This is a genomic window from Hyphomonadaceae bacterium BL14 (genome assembly GCA_027627705.1).
Taxonomy (GTDB): domain Bacteria; phylum Pseudomonadota; class Alphaproteobacteria; order Caulobacterales; family Maricaulaceae; genus Oceanicaulis.
In genome coordinates this window covers 847938-865029 of record CP091242.1, presented here as the reverse complement: position 1 = coordinate 865029, position 17092 = coordinate 847938, and the positions used below count along the sequence as shown (strand labels likewise).

The 17092-nt window shown below is 65.5% G+C and carries 18 protein-coding genes and 1 tRNA gene; 10 read left to right on the top strand and 9 right to left on the bottom strand.

Features of this window, described 5'->3' with window-relative positions; genetic code table 11:
- The first annotated feature begins 2 nt into the window (after nucleotides 1-2).
- The 3 genes from L2D00_04135 to L2D00_04125 all read left to right on the top strand — a co-directional run bounded on the left by L2D00_04135 (nucleotide 3) and on the right by L2D00_04125 (nucleotide 1066).
- The gene (locus L2D00_04135; GenBank protein ID WBQ13877.1) at nucleotides 3-305 is read left to right on the top strand and encodes an integration host factor subunit alpha; all 303 of its coding nucleotides are present in this window, start codon (nucleotides 3-5) and stop codon (nucleotides 303-305) included.
- Between the two features lie 9 nt (nucleotides 306-314).
- Nucleotides 315-863 carry a MerR family transcriptional regulator gene (locus tag L2D00_04130; protein ID WBQ13876.1) on the top strand — a complete coding sequence of 183 codons (549 nt, stop codon included), beginning with the start codon at nucleotides 315-317 and terminating at the stop codon, nucleotides 861-863.
- 125 nt (nucleotides 864-988) lie between these two features.
- Nucleotides 989-1066, top strand: a tRNA-Pro gene (locus tag L2D00_04125).
- 37 nt (nucleotides 1067-1103) lie between these two features.
- On the opposite strand, the gene L2D00_04120 is transcribed toward L2D00_04125, so the two are convergent.
- The 6 genes from L2D00_04120 to L2D00_04095 all read right to left on the bottom strand — a co-directional run bounded on the left by L2D00_04120 (nucleotide 1104) and on the right by L2D00_04095 (nucleotide 6372).
- On the bottom strand, nucleotides 1104-1559 hold the full coding sequence (locus tag L2D00_04120) for a paraquat-inducible protein A (protein WBQ13875.1): 456 nt from the start codon (nucleotides 1557-1559) through the stop codon (nucleotides 1104-1106).
- 89 nt (nucleotides 1560-1648) lie between these two features.
- Nucleotides 1649-2776, bottom strand: coding sequence for a ribonuclease D (gene rnd, locus L2D00_04115; GenBank protein WBQ13874.1), 1128 nt, complete (start codon nucleotides 2774-2776; stop codon nucleotides 1649-1651).
- Between the two features lie 72 nt (nucleotides 2777-2848).
- Nucleotides 2849-4150 (bottom strand): MFS transporter, encoded by a 1302-nt coding sequence (locus tag L2D00_04110; GenBank protein ID WBQ13873.1) that lies wholly within the window; start codon nucleotides 4148-4150, stop codon nucleotides 2849-2851.
- Nucleotides 4147-4860 (bottom strand): 1-acyl-sn-glycerol-3-phosphate acyltransferase, encoded by a 714-nt coding sequence (locus tag L2D00_04105; protein WBQ13872.1) that lies wholly within the window; start codon nucleotides 4858-4860, stop codon nucleotides 4147-4149. The genes L2D00_04110 and L2D00_04105 overlap by 4 nt, the downstream gene beginning before the upstream one ends.
- Nucleotides 4861-4919: 59 nt before the next feature.
- On the bottom strand, nucleotides 4920-5558 hold the full coding sequence (locus tag L2D00_04100; protein ID WBQ13871.1) for a TetR/AcrR family transcriptional regulator: 639 nt from the start codon (nucleotides 5556-5558) through the stop codon (nucleotides 4920-4922).
- A gap of 91 nt (nucleotides 5559-5649) precedes the next feature.
- Nucleotides 5650-6372, bottom strand: a complete 723-nt coding sequence (locus L2D00_04095) for a 1-acyl-sn-glycerol-3-phosphate acyltransferase (GenBank protein WBQ13870.1) — start codon at nucleotides 6370-6372, stop codon at nucleotides 5650-5652.
- 138 nt (nucleotides 6373-6510) lie between these two features.
- Here L2D00_04095 and aspS point away from each other — a divergent pair, with 138 nt between their 5' ends.
- Entirely contained in the window at nucleotides 6511-8325 is a 1815-nt protein-coding gene (gene aspS / locus L2D00_04090; GenBank protein ID WBQ13869.1) for an aspartate--tRNA ligase, read from the top strand.
- 37 nt (nucleotides 8326-8362) lie between these two features.
- Here aspS and L2D00_04085 read toward each other — a convergent pair whose 3' ends face one another.
- Complete coding sequence (locus tag L2D00_04085) at nucleotides 8363-9418, bottom strand: pentapeptide repeat-containing protein (protein WBQ13868.1); 1056 nt, start codon at nucleotides 9416-9418, stop codon at nucleotides 8363-8365.
- A 124-nt stretch (nucleotides 9419-9542) separates the two neighbouring features.
- Nucleotides 9543-10055 (bottom strand): pentapeptide repeat-containing protein, encoded by a 513-nt coding sequence (locus L2D00_04080; GenBank protein WBQ13867.1) that lies wholly within the window; start codon nucleotides 10053-10055, stop codon nucleotides 9543-9545.
- A 201-nt stretch (nucleotides 10056-10256) separates the two neighbouring features.
- Between L2D00_04080 and L2D00_04075 the strand changes: the two genes are divergently transcribed.
- The 6 genes from L2D00_04075 (at nucleotide 10257) to L2D00_04050 (ending at nucleotide 15240) form a co-directional block, all read left to right on the top strand.
- Nucleotides 10257-10673: a hypothetical protein gene (locus tag L2D00_04075; GenBank protein WBQ13866.1), complete on the top strand. Its 417-nt coding sequence runs from the start codon at nucleotides 10257-10259 to the stop codon at nucleotides 10671-10673.
- 70 nt (nucleotides 10674-10743) lie between these two features.
- Nucleotides 10744-11664, top strand: coding sequence for a M23 family metallopeptidase (locus tag L2D00_04070; protein WBQ13865.1), 921 nt, complete (start codon nucleotides 10744-10746; stop codon nucleotides 11662-11664).
- A gap of 86 nt (nucleotides 11665-11750) precedes the next feature.
- Nucleotides 11751-12200, top strand: coding sequence for a preprotein translocase subunit YajC (yajC, locus tag L2D00_04065; protein ID WBQ13864.1), 450 nt, complete (start codon nucleotides 11751-11753; stop codon nucleotides 12198-12200).
- 54 nt (nucleotides 12201-12254) lie between these two features.
- Entirely contained in the window at nucleotides 12255-13886 is a 1632-nt protein-coding gene (secD, locus tag L2D00_04060) for a protein translocase subunit SecD (GenBank protein WBQ13863.1), read from the top strand.
- Nucleotides 13887-13898: 12 nt separating this feature from the next.
- On the top strand, nucleotides 13899-14882 hold the full coding sequence (gene secF, locus L2D00_04055) for a protein translocase subunit SecF (GenBank protein ID WBQ13862.1): 984 nt from the start codon (nucleotides 13899-13901) through the stop codon (nucleotides 14880-14882).
- Entirely contained in the window at nucleotides 14872-15240 is a 369-nt protein-coding gene (locus tag L2D00_04050) for an Mth938-like domain-containing protein (GenBank protein WBQ13861.1), read from the top strand. Before secF ends, L2D00_04050 begins: the two co-directional genes overlap by 11 nt.
- On the opposite strand, the gene metG is transcribed toward L2D00_04050, so the two are convergent.
- Nucleotides 15237-16973 (bottom strand): methionine--tRNA ligase, encoded by a 1737-nt coding sequence (metG, locus tag L2D00_04045; protein WBQ13860.1) that lies wholly within the window; start codon nucleotides 16971-16973, stop codon nucleotides 15237-15239. The genes L2D00_04050 and metG overlap by 4 nt on opposite strands.
- Nucleotides 16974-17092: the final 119 nt, after the last annotated feature.

Here is a 17092-nt window from a genome sequence, read left to right as displayed (position 1 = left end):
ATATGGGTTCCAAGACACTGACGCGGGCGGATCTGGCCGATGCCGTCAACCGGGAGGTTGGGCTCTCCCGGCAGGAAAGCGCGCAACTGGTAGAGGCCGTGCTGGATATGGTGGCCGAGACACTGGTGGATGGCGAGTCGGTGAAGCTGTCATCGTTCGGCTCGTTCGTGCTGCGTGACAAGAATGGCCGCGTCGGACGCAATCCGAAAACCGGTCAGGAAGTGCCGATTGAACCGCGGCGCGTTCTGGTGTTCAAACCCTCCCAGGTTCTCAAGGACAGGGTCGATACGGCTCTGTCACGCTAGGAAGCGCGCATGAGCGGCAAGTCTGCTGACGCCTACCGGACCATTTCCGAAGCGGGCGAGGAAGCCGGACTGCCGGCCCATGTGCTGCGCTTCTGGGAGAGCAAGTTCATCCAGATCAAGCCGGTGAAAAAAGCCGGCGGGCGGCGGCTTTATCGTCCCCATGACATTAATCTTCTCAAGGGCTTGAAGCATCTTCTTTATGAAGAAGGCTATACTATCAAGGGGGCCCAGAAATACCTGAAGGATCACGGCGTGGCCGGGGTCTGCGCGCTCGCTGATGGCACCGTCGCGCCCGCATCGCCCGGCGGGGCGGATGCGCCTGATGCCGCCGGCGCGGCCCCGCAGATCGAGACACCGCCGGCGCGCGCGCGTCAGCCAGTGGAGATGCGTGACGATGAGGATTGGCCCCGGGCCGTTGCCCCCGGCCGCGCCTCCGGTCCCATCCCGGCTCATTCCATGGAGTTGACACCCGCCCAGCGGTCCGCCGCTCAACGGGCGCTGGACCATGTGCAGGCGGCGCGTGCGCGGCTTGATCAGGTGCTTGGCCCGGCGGGCTGACGGGACACCTGGATATCGTTTGCAGGCGGGTGCCGCGCCCGGTTGCCGCAGCCGTGCGGCCCGCCTATAAGACGCCTCCCGGCACCGAGGGCCGGGGACCGGGCACTGCCCGGACGACTTGGTATCGGAGCGTGGCGCAGCCCGGTTAGCGCACTGGTCTGGGGGACCAGGGGTCGCCGGTTCGAATCCGGCCGCTCCGACCATTTTCATTCCAGAGAACTGCCGTGACGCGGCGTGCGGTTATGGCTGTGGTGACGGCGTCAGATCGCGCATGATCCGCCCGGACGCCAGCATCAGGCAGATCGCGCTGAGGGCGAAGAACCACAGGCCGGGTTGGCTGACCACCGTCACCATGGCACCGCCGGACCAGATCACGATCAGCAAGGCGACCACCAGCACATCGGTCAGGGACCATTTGCCCAGCCGCTCCACCCAGCGTGCGAGCCAGCCACCGTCTGCCCCGGCCGGGCGCGCGTGCAGCGCCGCCACCAGCATCATCTTGGCCAGCGGTGCCCCCATGGAGAAGAGGGCAACCAACAGTCCGAGCCGCCACTCGCCCGCTTCAAGCAGCTTACTGACCGCGCCGAACAGCGAATAGCTGTCGCGAAACACCCAGAAGCGTGTCGTCTCCATCACCGGCAGGGTGATGCCCAGCGGAAAACACACCACACCCAGAGTCAGGAGCGCACGCGCCATGGCGCCGCCAGCCGGGCGGGCGCGTTGCGCGACAACAGGAGCAGGTTGCGTCGTCATGGACGCAGTGTGGCAGACCGGGACGCGTGGCGCTATTCCAGTTCGACCACTTCGACCTTGCCGTTTTCCAGCACCAGAGCCAGCTCACCGCGCTTGAGGCGCAAGGCCTTGTCGCCGAACACCTTGCGCCGCCAGCCGCTCATGGCGGCGACCTTTGCGTCGTCGAACGCGGCGATCTGTTCGAGATCGGGCATGGTGGCGATCAGGCGCGGCGCCACATCGGCGTCTTCCGCGACGGCCTTCAGCAGCACTTTGAGGAGCTCGATGACCGGGCCGAGATTGGGCGGCACGGCGGTGAGCGGGTCAAGCTTGGGCGCATAGGCCTTGGGGTCCGCCAAGGCCATCTGCATGCGTGCGATCAGGCGCTCGGCGGGCTTGGAGCGTTCAAAGCCATTGGGCACGGCGCGCAGCACGCCCAGCTCCTCCACGCTCTGCGGCGCGGCCTGGGCGAGCTCGTAGAGCCCGTCATCCTTCATGATCCGGCTGCGCGGTATATCGCGGGTCTGGGCTTCGATCTCGCGCCATTCGGCGGCGGCTTTCAGGGCGGCCAGCCATTTGGGCGTGGTTTTGCGCAGCTTCAGACGCTTCCAGGCGTCTTCCGGCTTCATCTGATAGGTGGCCGGGTCGGTCAGCGTCTTCATTTCCTCGGCGAGCCAGCCTTCGCGCCCGCTTTCGGCGAGCTGGCTGCGCAGCTGCGGGAACAGGTCACGCAGCAGCGTGACGTCCGCCAGCGCATAGATTTTCTGGGCGTCCGACAGGGGCCGGCGCGACCAGTCAGTGAAGCGCGATCCCTTATCGACGCCCTGGCCCAGATAGGCGCGCACCAGATTGTCGTAGGAAATCGAATCGCCCAGACCCACAGCCATGGCCGCGATCTGGGTGTCGAACAGCGGCGTCGGGATCAGCCCGCCACCCGAGTGGAAGAAAATCTCAAGGTCCTGGCGGCAGGCGTGGAAGACCTTGACCACCGACGGATCGGTCAGCAGCTCATGAAAAGGGGTGAGATCCAGCCCTTCGGCCAGCGGATCAATCAGCACCTCGCGTGTCCCGCCCGCTGCCTGGATCAGGCAGAGCTGGGGCCAGAACGTCGTCTCGCGCATGAACTCGGTGTCCACCGCCACAAACTCGGCCTTGCGCATTTCGGCGCACGCGTCGGCCAAACGGGCTGTGTCAGATATCCACTCCATGATTTCCGGCTTAGCCCCGCCGCTGCGATTTGGCGAGAGGCCTCATCACTCGCTCCGGCGCGGGGGCGGACCGCTGGGGCGCAGAATATCGGTCAGCACGATAATAGCCGATCCGGCCGCGATCAGAATGAACACGGTTGGCAGCGGTGCCCCGAGCCAGGCCAGTGCCAGCAGCACCAGTTGGCCCAGCGTCGCGGACGCGCCGTTCAGAACGCCGCTGGCGGCCAGCACCCGGCCGCGGCGCTCCGGCAAGGCCCGGCCCTGGATCATGGCCTGGCGCGGCACCAGGAACAGGCCGCCGGAGACCGCCGCCAGCGTCAACCCGATCAGGAAGCGCAAATTCTCCGGCGCATTCAGGAAGGTGACGGCGTCGATGAGCTCCGGCCCCGGCGTGCGGCCCAGCGCCTGGATCGCCAGGTCCAGCGGGAAGATGACAAGGCCTGCCGCGCCCACAATGGACAGCCATCGCGCCTCGCCGCCGCGCGCCAGCACGGCGCACAGGACAGCACCTAGCGCCGCACCGACAGTGAACATGAGCTGGAACAGCGCAACCACGGACGGCGCGCCGCCCAGCACATTCGCCGTCAGCACCGGCAGAACCGTGATCACGGCGGCGGCGAGCAGCCAGAACCAGGCCACACCCAGCAGCGGCCCCACTACCAGGCGGTCTTTCAGCCCGAAGACGAGAATGCGCCAGGTCTGACCGGCGATATTCCAGCTGACTTTCAAGGCCGGATTGCTGGCCGGCGCAGGCACGCCTTCACGCATGGCCAGCCAGCCCAGCACCGCGCAGCTGATTAAGATCGCGCCCAGCGCTCCGGGGCCCCAGGCTTCTCCCACCAGCAAGGTGCCACCAATGGCACCGGCCAGGATCATGATGTTGATGGCACCCGAGAGCAGCGCATTGCCTCCGACGAGCTCCTGGCGCTCCAGTACATTGGGCATCGCGGCGGACCTGGCCGGGACAAAGAATGCCGTCTGCACCCCCATCAGAAACAGCACCGCCAGGAGGATCCAGGCCTGTCCCAGCAGGAATCCGATCCCCGCCAGCCCCATCAGTACGATTTCGGCGACCTTGGTGACCTTCATGATCTTCATGCGGTCGAACTTGTCTGCAATCTGGCCGGCGACCGCGGAGAACACGAAGAGCGGCAGGGTAAAGGCTGTCGCAGCGATGGGCGCCATTTCTTCTGCCGTCATGCTGAACACAGACAGGCCCTGAAACGCCGCCATCGTCACCAGCGCATAGCGGAACAGATTGTCATTGAAAGCGCCGAGAACCTGTCCGGCCCAGATCGGCCAGTAGCGTCTCTGGCCCAGCAATGCGAACGTCGCGAGCGGGCTCATGCGCGGCCCTCCGCCAGCAGGGCGTGGGTGCGCGCCTCGATGACGGCCTCAAGTCTCGACATGAAGTCCTCCTTGCCCAGGCCGGGCTCGATCGGGTCCAGAAATTCCACAGTGACGCGCCCGGGGCGTTTGCGGAAGCTCTGGCGGTCCCAGCCCAGCCCCAGGCTGGTGGCCACGGGCGTGCAGGGGCGTTGCAGCGCGTCATACAGGTGGAACACGCCCTTGCGGTAACGGTGCGCCTCACCGGGTGCCGCCAGATGGCCCTCGGGATAGATCAGCACAGACCGGTGCGAGCGCTTCAGGCCCAGAACACCGGTCTGCATACGCTGACGCTCGGCTTCGCCGCCATTGTTGGACAGGACGATGGTGCCCAGCCGGTTCAGGATCCAGCCGATCAGCGGAAATCTGAGCAGATGATCTCCGGCGACGAAGGCCAGGCCCGGTATCTCGGCCACCATGACGAAGCCGTCGCCCCAGCTCTGGTGCTTGGCCGCGATGACGGTGGGACCGTCCGGCAGGCGCTCGCGGCCGCGCACGTCGATTTGCACGCCGGCGATCCAGCGCAAAGCCAGCACCTGAGCGATGCCATAGAGGCGAATGGCGGCAGCCAGCGGCCCACGCCCGGGCCAGAGCGCGAGCAGGGCGCAAACGATCGCCGCCACCGGGGTGATGAGCCAGTAGGCAATGACATGCGCAAGGCTGCGGATCATGAGATCGCTCCAGGGTGAAACAGGGCCAGCCGGGGCTGGCGAATGTCAGGAATAGCGGCCTAGGCCGCGTGCAAGGCCGCCAGCGCCGCGCGTGCCAGCGATTCGGTTTGTTCCGACAGACCGAATGAGAAACGGCCCGCCATGCGGTGCGCCGCGGGCTGCAGGACCACGCCCAGCGCTGCTGCGGCTTTCAGTTCGGCATCGCCGCGCGGGCAATCGCCATCGGCCATGGCACGGTGGACGCGCGTCACGATCAGCGCCGTCGGGTCGGGACGCCCGGGACTCTCAGCACGGGCAAACCGGAACATGTGGGTGAGGTGGTATTCAAACAGGATGCGGTCCCGGTCGGCGGCTTCGCAATAGACCGCGACAACCTGCGCCACCGCCGCTTCGAAATCGTCGCCTGCACCGGTGATGGCGTCCTCGACCAGCGCATAGAGCCGTCCGTGGATGGCGTCGAACAGGGCGCGGGCGAGGGCCTCCTTGCTGGGGTAATGGCGATAGATCGAGCCTTCAGCGACACCCGCCCGCGTGGCGATCGCGCGGGTGGTAACCGCGTCAATGCCGCTGGCGGCAAACAGAACCAGCGCGGCGCGCTCGATGCGCGCCATGGGCGTGCCGTCAGCGGCGATGACGCCGCGATTGTCGGCATCGGCTGGGACTGCGGTTTCGGTTGCAGGCTTTGACGGCGTGGACATGTTTGGCCTCGCTGGGCGCATGAGTGAGCGTTCACTCATTCAATATCGAGACAAAACCGGCCGGTCAATAGAAAAATGAGTGAGCGCTCATTCACCACGTTGCGCGGCGTGCTTCGGCCTCAAGCGCGCGTGTTCGGGTCTCGATCACGTCCTCAATCCGCTTGACGAAAGCGATGGCGTCATCGCCGGGGGCCATGGGGGCCATAAATTCAACCACTGCCTTGCCGGGCGTCAGCGTCCAGTCCTTCCGCGGCCAGAAGCATCCCAGATTGGTCGCCACGGGAATCACCTGGCGGTCCAGGGCGCGCGCGAGTTTGTGCACACCCTTGCGGTAGCGCAGGCGCGTCCCGACCTCGGCAATGCCGCCTTCGGGAAAGATCAACGCGGCGCGCCCCTCGCGCGCCAGGCGCTCCACGCCGGCTTCGAATGCACCCGGCGCGCGGCGCCCGCCGGCGCTCGCGTCCACCACGACCGCGCCGGCTTTCTGCAGATACCGCCCCGCCAGGGGGAAGGCGAGCATGTGGTCGCCGATGACATAGGCGAGCTCAGAATCACGCGCGACCTGCAAGAGTCCGTCGCCCCAGCTCTGGTGCTTGGCTGCGAAGACCGGGGCGGGGATGGCAGGCACGTGGTGCAGCCCGCGATACTCCACGCTGACGCCGCAGGCCTTCAGCCACAGCCGAAACGCGCGCGCATGCCAGTGAATGGCGAAGGCCACGCCGCCCCGGCCGGGCAGCAGCAGGACAGGCGAGAAGAGGAGCACCGCAAGGGCTGACAGAGCCCAGAAACCGGCGTTGAAGATGTGTGCACGCATGGCTGCGCATGCTGGAGAGGTTCTTGCCGCTTCACAAGACGGCGGCGCCTTCCTTGACAAGCGCGCGCAGGCGCCGCCAAAACCCGCGCTCGCCTGCCTGCACGTCACTCCCGCCACTCCGGATCGGATCATCACGCCATGCACGCCTATCGCACTCATACTTGCGGCGCCCTGCGCAAGGCCGATGTCGGCCAGACCGCGCGCCTGTCCGGCTGGATCCATCGCAAGCGCGACCATGGCGGGCTGTTGTTCGTGGACTTGCGCGATCACTATGGCCTGACCCAGTGCGTGCTGGAGCCGGACAACACCCATTTCGCCACGCTGGAGCGCCTGCGGGTAGAGAGCGTGGTGTGCGTCACAGGCGAGGTGGTGGCGCGTACCGGCGACACGGTGAACGCTGGTCTGCCCACAGGTGAAGTCGAACTGCGGGTCACCGACGTGCAGGTGCTGTCAGCCGCCGAGGAATTGCCCCTGCCGGTGTTCGGTGAGCCTGACTGGTCCGAGGAGGTGCGCCTGAAGCACCGCTATGTCGATCTGCGCCGCGACAGCCTGCACAAGCGCATCGTGCTGCGTAGCAAGATCATCGACTCTTTGCGCCGCCGCATGGTCGATCAGGGCTTTACCGAGTACCAGACCCCGATCCTGACCGCGTCCTCGCCGGAGGGTGCGCGCGACTTCCTGGTGCCGTCGCGCCTGCATCCGGGCAAGTTCTACGCACTGCCCCAGGCACCCCAGCAGTTCAAGCAGCTGATCATGGTCTCGGGCTTTGACCGGTATTTTCAGATCGCACCGTGCTTCCGCGACGAGGACGCGCGCGCCGACCGCGCGCCGGGTGAGTTCTATCAGCTCGACATGGAAATGAGCTTCGTTACCCAGGAAGACGTGTTCAACGCCATAGAGCCTGTGCTCCACGGCGTGTTCCAGGAATTCGCTGGTGACCGCCATGTCCCCGACGAGGCGTTCGCGCGCATTCCCTATGCCGAGGCGATCCGCTCCTATGGGTCGGACAAGCCCGATCTGCGCAACCCTATCCGCATGCAGGCGGTCACCGAGCACTTCGCCGGGTCCGGCTTCAAGGTGTTCGCCGGCATGATCGAGAAGAACCCGAAAGTGGAAGTCTGGGCGATCCCGGCCAGCTCCGGCGGCAGCCGCGCCTTCTGCGACCGGATGAATGCCTGGGCACAGAAAGAAGGTCAGCCGGGGCTCGGCTATATCTTCTGGCGCGAGGAGGCCGGTGCGCTCGAGGGGGCCGGCCCCATCGCCAAGAATATTGGTCCCGAGCGCACCGACGCCATCCGCACCCAGCTGGGCCTGGAAGCGGGCGATGCGGTGTTTTTTGCAGCAGGTGACCCCAAGGCGTTCTACAGCTTTGCGGGCAAGGCGCGCGACGTGGTCGGGCGCGAGCTGGGCCTGTTTGAGGAGAATGTCTTCAAATTCTGCTGGATCATCGATTTCCCGATGTATGAGTGGGACGAGGAGAACAAGAAGGTGGAATTCTCCCACAACCCGTTCTCCATGCCGCAAATGGACGCCGACGCCTTCATGGCGCTCAGGCCGGACGATCACGAGACGCTGCTGGGCCTGAACGCCTGGCAGTACGACATTGTGTGCAACGGCGTGGAGCTTTCCTCCGGCGCCATCCGGAACCACCGCCCGGACGTGATGCTGAAAGCCTTCGAGTTCGCCGGCTACGGCCCCGAAACTGTCGAGACGGCGTTTGGCGGCATGCTCAACGCCTTCCGCTGCGGCGCACCGCCCCATGGCGGGATCGCGCCGGGCGTGGACCGCATCGTGATGCTGCTGGCGGGCGTGGAGAATCTGCGCGAAGTGGTGATGTTCCCCAAAGACCAGCAGGCGCGCGATCTGATGATGAATGCGCCCGCCGAGCCAGAACTGCGCCAGCTGCGCGAACTGCACCTGCGCACGGTGGCACCGGAGCCGAAGAAGGCCTGAAACAGATCGGGAATGCCCTGGGCAGGCCGGTTGCGCGCTAGCGGTCCGGCCGGTCCCGGCGCGGCTCGGGCGGCTGGGCGGGGCGCACCGGCTCCGCCGTCAAGGCTGAGCGCCGGGGTGTGGCCGACTGTTCGATCATGACGCGCAGCGGCTCGCCGATTTCCGACCGGCGCATTTCAAAGCGCCAAGTGGTCTGTTCGGCATCCAGCTCGGCGGCGGCCATGGCCTCGGCGGCAGCGCGCAGGCCCTGACGGGCGGCCTCGAAGGCTTCGGACGGCGCATGGTGGCGCGACATGAAGGCGCGCTCGGATTCGGCCAGCGCCTGCTCGAGTGCCGTGCGCACATCATGCATCCGGGCTCGCTGGTCGCCAGACAACCGGCCCGAGCGCTGCGCCGTGACATAGCGGGCTATCTGAATGGGCTCACTGCACGAAGGCAGTGCCGTGGCATCCGGCAGGCGTGTCTGGTCATCGCCACAAGCCAGGCGGAAGGTTGTTGCATCCATACCCTCAGCGCCCCGAAAATCGGCACCGGAAAGGTTGACGGCGATAAAGCGCGCGCCAGTCAGGCTGGCACTGCGCAAATCGACGCCTGTCAGATCGGAATTTTCGATAATCATGTCGGTCATGATCGCGCCGCGCAGATCAGCGCCGCCCAGGCGGCCTGATACAATATGGGCACCGCTCAGATTCGCCTCACGGGCATCGACGCGTTCGAGACTGGTCTGGCGCAAGACCGCCCCGACCGCGCTGGCCTCGCGCAGCCGGGCACCTGACAGGTCGGTCAGCAGCATGACTGCGCCGTCCAGCCGGCTCCCGTCCATACGGGTATTTTGAAGATTGACCCGGTGCAGGCGCGCCCGGTCCAGCCGGGCACCGGTCAGTGAGGCCGCTTCAAGCGAGGTGTCGGCCAGGTGTGCCTCGGCCAGCGAGACGCCCGACAGATCGGCACCCTCCAGCCGGACGTCCAGGATCCGTGCCCCAAGCATTTCAGCTCCGGCCAGAGTCGTCCCGGAAAAATCCCCGCCCAGAATATGAATGCCCGCAAGATTCTTGCCCGCAAAGTCGCACTGCAAGCAGTCGCCGCTGATCACGAGCCGACGATGGGGCTCCTGCGCCGCGGCCTGGGTCGCGGCAACAAAAAAGGCGCACGTGATGGCGAGTGAGACACGCAGGATCATAGCGCCAACGCTAGCGCGCACAGGCGTAGGACGCGACTTAATTCGCAGTAAGGCCGGTCATGCGGCACGGCGGCGTGCTCAATCCAGCGGGCAGGGTGGTGGCGGCGTCGCCGCACGCGGCAGCGAGTTGCGCTTGCGTCAGGCCGCGGGCCCCGGCCAGCTCGGCCCCGGACATATTCGCTCCGTCCAGGCGCGCACCAGCCAGATTGGCGCCGCCGAAATGAGCCCCGACCAGGGTCGCGCGGCTGAGATCGGCATTCATGAAGCTGGCACCGGTGAAACGCGCCGCGAACAGATTGGCTGTCACCAGGTCGGCACCGTCGAAGCGGGCGTCATTGAAGGTCGACAGGCTCAGATCGGCCTGACGCAGCCGGGCGCGAGAGAAATCTGCGCGGTCGAGGGCGCGATAGGACAAATCGGCCTGGAACAGATTGCAGCCGGGGCAATCAGCTCCGGATTGCGCGCGTGCGATCTGGCCAGGGTTCTGGGCTGCTGCGCTGGCGCTGGCTAACACGGCGAGAGCGATGGGAACGATGAGGTGTTTCATCATGGTGCGCATTTCCGCAATGGATCAGGGCGATGTGCAATTGACCGCAACGTTCATGCCGCCCCCTGCGCTCCGGCATGAAAGCAATCTGAGTGGGAATTAATCAGGTATCGAAACTCGCCGGGAGGAAATGGCGCGAAACAATGCTATCATCAGCTCACGCGACGATGGCTTTGCATCGGCGCGAACGTTGAGGAGACCGCTATGATCAAGCATCTGATTTGCGCCGCCATCCTGTCTGCCGGTGTCAGTGCCGCCGCCCTCGGGCAGACCGCAGAGGAGCGCGCCGAAGCGCGTCTGGCGGAGTTCACAGCGACCGGCGAGACCACCACCTGCCTGTCGACAACCCGTATCCGGAGCATCACGCCCATTGATGATACGCGGTGGCTGGTGACGATGCGCGGCGGCGGCACGTATATCAACCAGGTCAGCCGCGGCTGCCACGGTGCGGCCAGCTCGTTCAATTATCTCCAGTATCAGGTGTCAGGCAGCCAGCTGTGCCGGGGCGAGATCGTCCGCGTCATTGATACCGGGTCACGCATGGAGGCGGGTGCCTGCGGGCTTGGTGTGTTCGAGCGCGTGGAACCGGCCGCTGCGGCGGGCGGAGAAACGAACTATTAGTCAACGCGCGGTTAACGCTCCCGCGTCATGATCGCGTGTGACTATGGATCATTGGCGAGGGTTTCCAGCCATGCGTCAGAGCGCCCGGCGCCTGTTGCTTGGAAGTGTGGTGTTGGCGCTTGGCGCGTGCGGAACCGCCCCGCGCGCGCCGGCACCCATTGACCATGGCGATCTGTCCAGCCCGCCTGCGGCGTCCTGCGGACGTTCCGTGACCGTGCAGCGCGGCGACACGCTCAGCGCAATTGCCGTGAGATGTGGCTCCACAATCCAGGCGCTGGCAGCCGAGAACGGCCTCTCGTCGCCGTACACCTTGCGAGCGGGTCAGACGCTGCGTATCCCCGGCCCGTCGGTCTACAGAGTGCGGCGCGGCGACAATCTGTACCGGATTGCCCTCAATCACGGCATGAGCACGCGGGAGCTCGCCCGGCTCAACGGTATCAGCGAAAACACGACCATTCATCCCGGGCAGGAATTGCGGGTATCCGGCGCGCCGCGTCAGGCGGTCGCGGAGGCCCCGCCGCGCCAGACCACGGGCGGCGGCACGGTTGCGCGGCCGCCTGTCACGGCCAGTCCGCCGCCACCACCTCCACCCCCGCCGCCGGCGAGCGCCACGGCACCGGCATTCGTGTGGCCCCTCCAGGGACCGGTCGTGGCGCAGTTCGGCAACACGTCTGGCCGGCGCCTCGACGGCATCCGGATTTCGGCGCGTGTCGGTGAACCGGTGCGCGCCGCGGCAGCCGGGGAAGTCGTTTACGCCGGCAATGAACTGCAGGGCTATGGCGAGCTGGTGCTGATCCGTCATGAGGACCGCTGGGTGACCGCCTATGGGCTCAACTCTGTCTTGCGGGTGCAGCAGGGCCAGCGGGTGAATGCTGGCGACCATATCGCGGACGCGGGCGGAGCCGGGCCTGGCGAGGGGCCGGTGCTGCATTTCGAGATTCGCCGCGGAGTGACGCCGGTCAATCCGATTGATCAATTGCCCAGGCGTTAGAAATCAGCCGTCAGGCCTTGTTGCAACGCGGGCGCACCCCGATATAGTCGCGGCGCAGTTCAATCCCCCTCAACCGTGGAGCGCTTATGACCGTCGCGACCGACACTTTCCTTATCGCCGCAGCAGGCGGAAGCTCTCAGTTTCTCAGCACGCTCCTGATGATTGTGGCGTTTATCGCCATCTTTTACTTCCTCATCATGCGTCCCCAGCAGCAGCAGGTGAAACGTCATCGTGAGATGATCGCGAATCTGCGCCGGGGTGACGAAGTGGTCAGCGGCGGCGGTCTGATCGGCAAGGTGACGCGCCTGACCGACGATGAAGCGACGCTGGAGCTGTCTGAGGGCGTCCGGGTCAAGGTCATCAAGAGCACGATCACTCAGGTGCGCACCCGCACCGAGCCGGCCAATGACGCCGGAGACGATGATGACGGCGAGACCAAGCCCGCGCCGAAACCTGCCGCCAAGAAACCCGCTGCGCGCAAACCCGCCGCCCGCAAGGCCCCGGCCAAGCCCGCCGGCGATACGCCGTCCGAATAAGCGCGCCGCGCGGGGCTGATCACCGGCTCCCGCGCCAGTCAGACCGGAACGCCCATGCTGTATTTCCCCCCCTGGAAGACGGTGCTGATCCTGGCCGTCATCCTCGTCGGCTTTTTGTTCACCCTGCCCAACTTCGTGCCGGAGTCCGTCCGGTATGACCGCGACGGGCAGGCGAGTGCACCGTGGTCGTTCCTGCCCAACCAGACCATCAATCTGGGCCTTGATCTCCAGGGCGGCTCGCATCTGGTGTTCCAGGTCGATCTGGATGAAGTGCGCCAGGACAGGCTGAACAATCTTCAGGACGATGTGCGATCCCTGTTCCGGCGCGCCCAGCCGATCCTGTCGGCCCCGCCAGCTGTCATCGACAACCAGGTGGTGGTGCGGCTGACGGACCCGGCGGACATGAGCCGGGCGCTTGAGCGCCTCGACGAGATCAATGAGCGGGTCACCGCCGCCGGCGGCCAGGCGGGCACGGCCAATACCCTGAACATTCGTGATTCCGGGGACGGGCGAACCATCATGATCGAAATCACTGATGCTGAGCTGGACTCAATCCGCCAGCGTACGGTGCAGCAATCCATCTCCATCATCCGCCGCCGTATCGATGGCATGGGCACGACCGAGCCCATTATCGCACGCCAGGGCGATGACCGGGTGCTTGTCCAGGTGCCCGGAGAGAGTGATCCGCAGCGCATCATTGAACTGGTCGGCACGACGGCGCGCATGACCTTCCACATGGTGGAAACGGGCGTCGATGTCGGTCCTGACTGCCGCGGCCGCACACCACCGGGCATCGTGGTGTATCCGACTGACGATCCCAACGAGCCTTGCCTGGCGGTTCAGCGCCGCGCCCTGGTGACGGGCGAGCAGCTCACCAATGCCGGTCAGAGCTTTGACGAAAACGGCCAGCCCGTGGTCGCCTTCACCTTCAATCAGTCCGGCGCGCGTGCGTTTGGCGAAGCCACCCAGACCAATATCGGGCGGCGCTTCGCTGTGGTGCTTGATGACGTTATCATCACCGCGCCGGTGATCCGCTCTGCCATCTTGGGCGGATCGGGTATCATTCAGGGCAATTTCACGGTCCGCACGGCCACGGACCTGGCCACCATGATCGGGGCAGGCGCGCTGCCGGCACGCCTGGCACCGATCGAGGAGCGCACGGTCGGCGCCAGCCAGGGGCAAGACTCCATCGAGCGGGGCCAGATCGCCATCCTCATCGGGTTCGGTCTGGTGATCGTGTTCATGTGGCTGGCTTATGGCTATTTCGGCGTGGTCTCCACGGCGGCACTGATCACCAATATCTTCCTGTTGCTGGGGGCTCTGTCAGGGCTCCAGGCGACGCTGACCCTGCCGGGCATTGCAGGCATCGTGCTGACGATCGGCATGGCGGTGGATGCCAACGTGCTAATCTATGAACGCATACGCGAGGAATGGCAGAACGGGCGCACGCTCGCGAGTTCGATCGAGAATGGCTACAACCACGCCCTCTCGGCCATTCTGGACGCCAACATCACGACCTTCATCGCGGCCGCCGTGCTCTACATGCTGGGCGCGGGACCGGTGCGCGGCTTCGCGGTGACGCTGGGCATCGGGATCATCACCTCTGTTTTCACGGCGTTCGTGCTGTCTCGCTTGCTGATCGCGACCTGGCTGCGGGTTGCGCGGCCCAAAAAACTGGCGATGTAGGAGCGGCCCGTCATGAACTTTTTCCCTCTGGTGCGCCTGCTCCCGGAAGAGACGCAATTCCGGTTTATCCGGATGCGGGTCGCCGCCTTCGCACTGGCCCTCGTGATGGTCCTGGGCTCGGTGGGCGCCTTCTTCACCTTCGGGCTTAATCTCGGCATTGATTTTCGCGGCGGCACGTCAATCGCCCTCACGACCGCGCCGGAGCCCTCCGATCTTGGTCAGATCCGCGCAGCGCTGGCGGGCCTCAATCTGGGCGATGTTCAGGTGCAGGAGTTTGGCAGCGCGTCTGACGTGCTCGTGCGCGTCGCGATGGTGGATGTGGAAACCGCCGAGCGGGTGGCCGGGGCCCCGGTCGAGGATTTCGAGGCGGCTCAGCAGGCTGTGCGCCGTGTGGTGCAGGCAACGCTCAATGAGAGCCTGACATCGGTCCAATACCTGAGCGTCGAGGTGGTGGGGCCCCAGGTGTCTGGCGAGCTGGTCGTGGCCGGCGCGACCGCTGTGATCGTCGCGCTCTTGCTGATGCTGCTCTACATCTGGTTCCGCTTCGAGTGGCAATATTCAGTCGGGGCTGTGGTGGCGCTGATCCATGACGTGGTGCTGACCATTGGCTTTTTTGCTGTCACCCAGCTTGAGTTCAACCTGCCCACCATTGCGGCGATCCTGACCATTGTGGGGTATTCGATGAATGACACGGTGGTGGTGTATGACCGCATCCGTGAAATGTTCCGCAAGTTCAAAAGCAAGCCGACGCCTGAAGTGCTTGACCTTGCGATCAACGCAACCTTGTCGCGCACCATCCTGACGTCGGGCACCACGCTCGTCGCCATCATATCCATGGCGGTCATTGGCGGACCGGCGCTGGAGGTTTTCGCCCTTGCCCTGATTTGGGGCGTGGCGATCGGCACCTATTCATCCATCTTTGTGGCGGCACCCTTGCTCACCCTGACCGGAGTCAAGCGCGAGAGCCGTGAAGAGGACGCTGCGCTTGCCCCATGATGTGCGCGCGCCAGCGATTGACGCGTATGGCGATGGCGGGTTTCGTATTGGCGGCGTACGCAAGGACGGCGCGACCCTGATTTTTGATGGCGCAGCGCGCGCCTGGCGCGATGCGCCCGGGAATGCCACCGCTCTTACGCCGGAGCATTTCTCCGATCTGCTGAATGCGCAGGCGCGCCCCGACATGGTGGTACTGGGCGCCGGGGAGCGCCTGACCCATCCGCCCGCCGCCGTGCGCAAGGCATTTCGCGATGCCGGCATCGGTCTGGAAGTGATGGATACGGGCTCGGCCTGCCGCGCCTATAATCTGCTGGCCGGCGAGGCGCGGCGCGTCTACGCAGCCCTGCTGCCGGTCTAGGCCGAGGGCGAGGCGCTCGATTCACCGTCGGCGCCCGCAAACCGGGCGGTCCACTCGGCGACCTGCTCATCCTCGATCTTGGCAAATAGAATCGGCGGCGGGGTGAAGTGGAGACCGCGGGGCAGGGCGTCCAGCAGGTTCTTGGCAGGGCCGCCGGGCCAGGTGCGGTTCTTTTCAGGAACGCCCAGCGCATCGAGTATCTTCGCGGCCGCTTCGGGGATTGCCGGCTGCGCCACGATCGCTGCGATGACCGCGAGATTGATCCCTGTGCGCACGCCCAGGGCCGCAGCCTCCGGGTCGGTTTTGAACTTCACCCATGGCTCGGCGCGGGTGAGGTATTCGTTGCCAGCCACCCACAGGGCGCGGGTTTCCGCTCCTGCTTTGCGGAACTCCATCGCCTCGTAATGGGCGGCGATTGTCTTCAGGCGCGCGTCAAGTTCGGATTCCAGCCAGGCTTCGTGTTCGCCAGGCTCGCCGCCATCGGGGAGTTTGCTGCCAAAGCGTGAGGCGCCGAACTTGGTGATTCGGTTGACGAAATTTCCCAGCACATTGGCAAGATCGGTGTTGATCGCGCTCTGGAAATGTTCCCAAGTGAATTGCGCGTCCGCGCCCTCGGGACCGTAGGCGGTGAGGTACCAGCGCCAGTAGTCCGCGGGCAGCAGGTCCAGTGCCTGGTCCATGAACACGCCGCGCTTGCTGCTGGTGGAGAACTTGCCGCCATACCAGGTCAGCCAGTTGAAGGCCTTCAGCTTGTCGACTGTCTTCCACGGCTCTTCAGAGCCGAGGATCGTGGCCGGGAAGCTGACCGTGTGGAAGGCGACATTGTCCTTGCCCATGAACTGGACATAGCTGACATCGCCCGCGCCCTTGTCGGTGCGCCACCAGCTTTCCCAGTCGCCGCCCGTCGCGTCGGCCCACTCGTGCGTCGCGGCGATATAGCCGATGGGCGCATCGAACCAGACATAGAACACCTTGTTTTCAAACCCGGGGCGCGGTGCGCCGTCCCTGGTCACCGGCACACCCCAGGCCAGGTCGCGGGTGATGGTGCGGTCACGCAGGCCTTCATCAAGCCATTTATAGGCGATGGACTTGGCCAGGGACGGCCAGCCTTCGGCGGCATCCACCCAGGCACGCAACCGGTCAGCCATGACGCTCTGGCGCAGCTGGAGATGGCGGGTCTCGCGCACCTCGATATTGCGTGAACCGGAGATCACCGAATACGGATTGATCAGGTCGATCGGGTCCAGCAGCTTGCCGCAATTGTCGCACTGATCGCCGCGCGCCTTCTCATATCCGCAATTGGGACAGGTCCCCTCCACATAGCGGTCGGGCAGGAAGCGCGCATCATCCACCGAGTACACCTGGCGCTCGGTCACTTCGCCGATCAGGCCCTTGGCTTCCAGCACGTCCGCAAAGTGCTGGGTCAGCGCCGCGTTCTGGGGCCGGGAGGTGCGCCCGAACCAGTCCCACTGAAGGGCGAACGCTTCGCCCAGGCTTTTCTGGATTTCGTGCTGCTCGTCGCAATAGGCGCGCACGTCCTGGCCTGCGGCCGCCGCGGCCAGCTCGGCCGGTGTGCCGTGCTCGTCTGTGGCGCAGATGGCCAGCACCTCATGGCCGCGCAGCCGCTGGAAACGCGCATACACATCGGCGGGCAGCATGGAACCGGCCAGATTGCCCAGATGCTTGACGCCGTTGATATAGGGCAGGGCGCTGGTGACGAGAATGCGGGCCATGGCGATTGTCCGTTCAGGCAAGATGGTTAGGGCGCATGCATAGCGGCGCGCCCTCGAAATAGGAACAGGGTGCGCGCACGCCTGCCCCTGTCGGCGGCTCCGCGCGCCGCGCCTGGTCT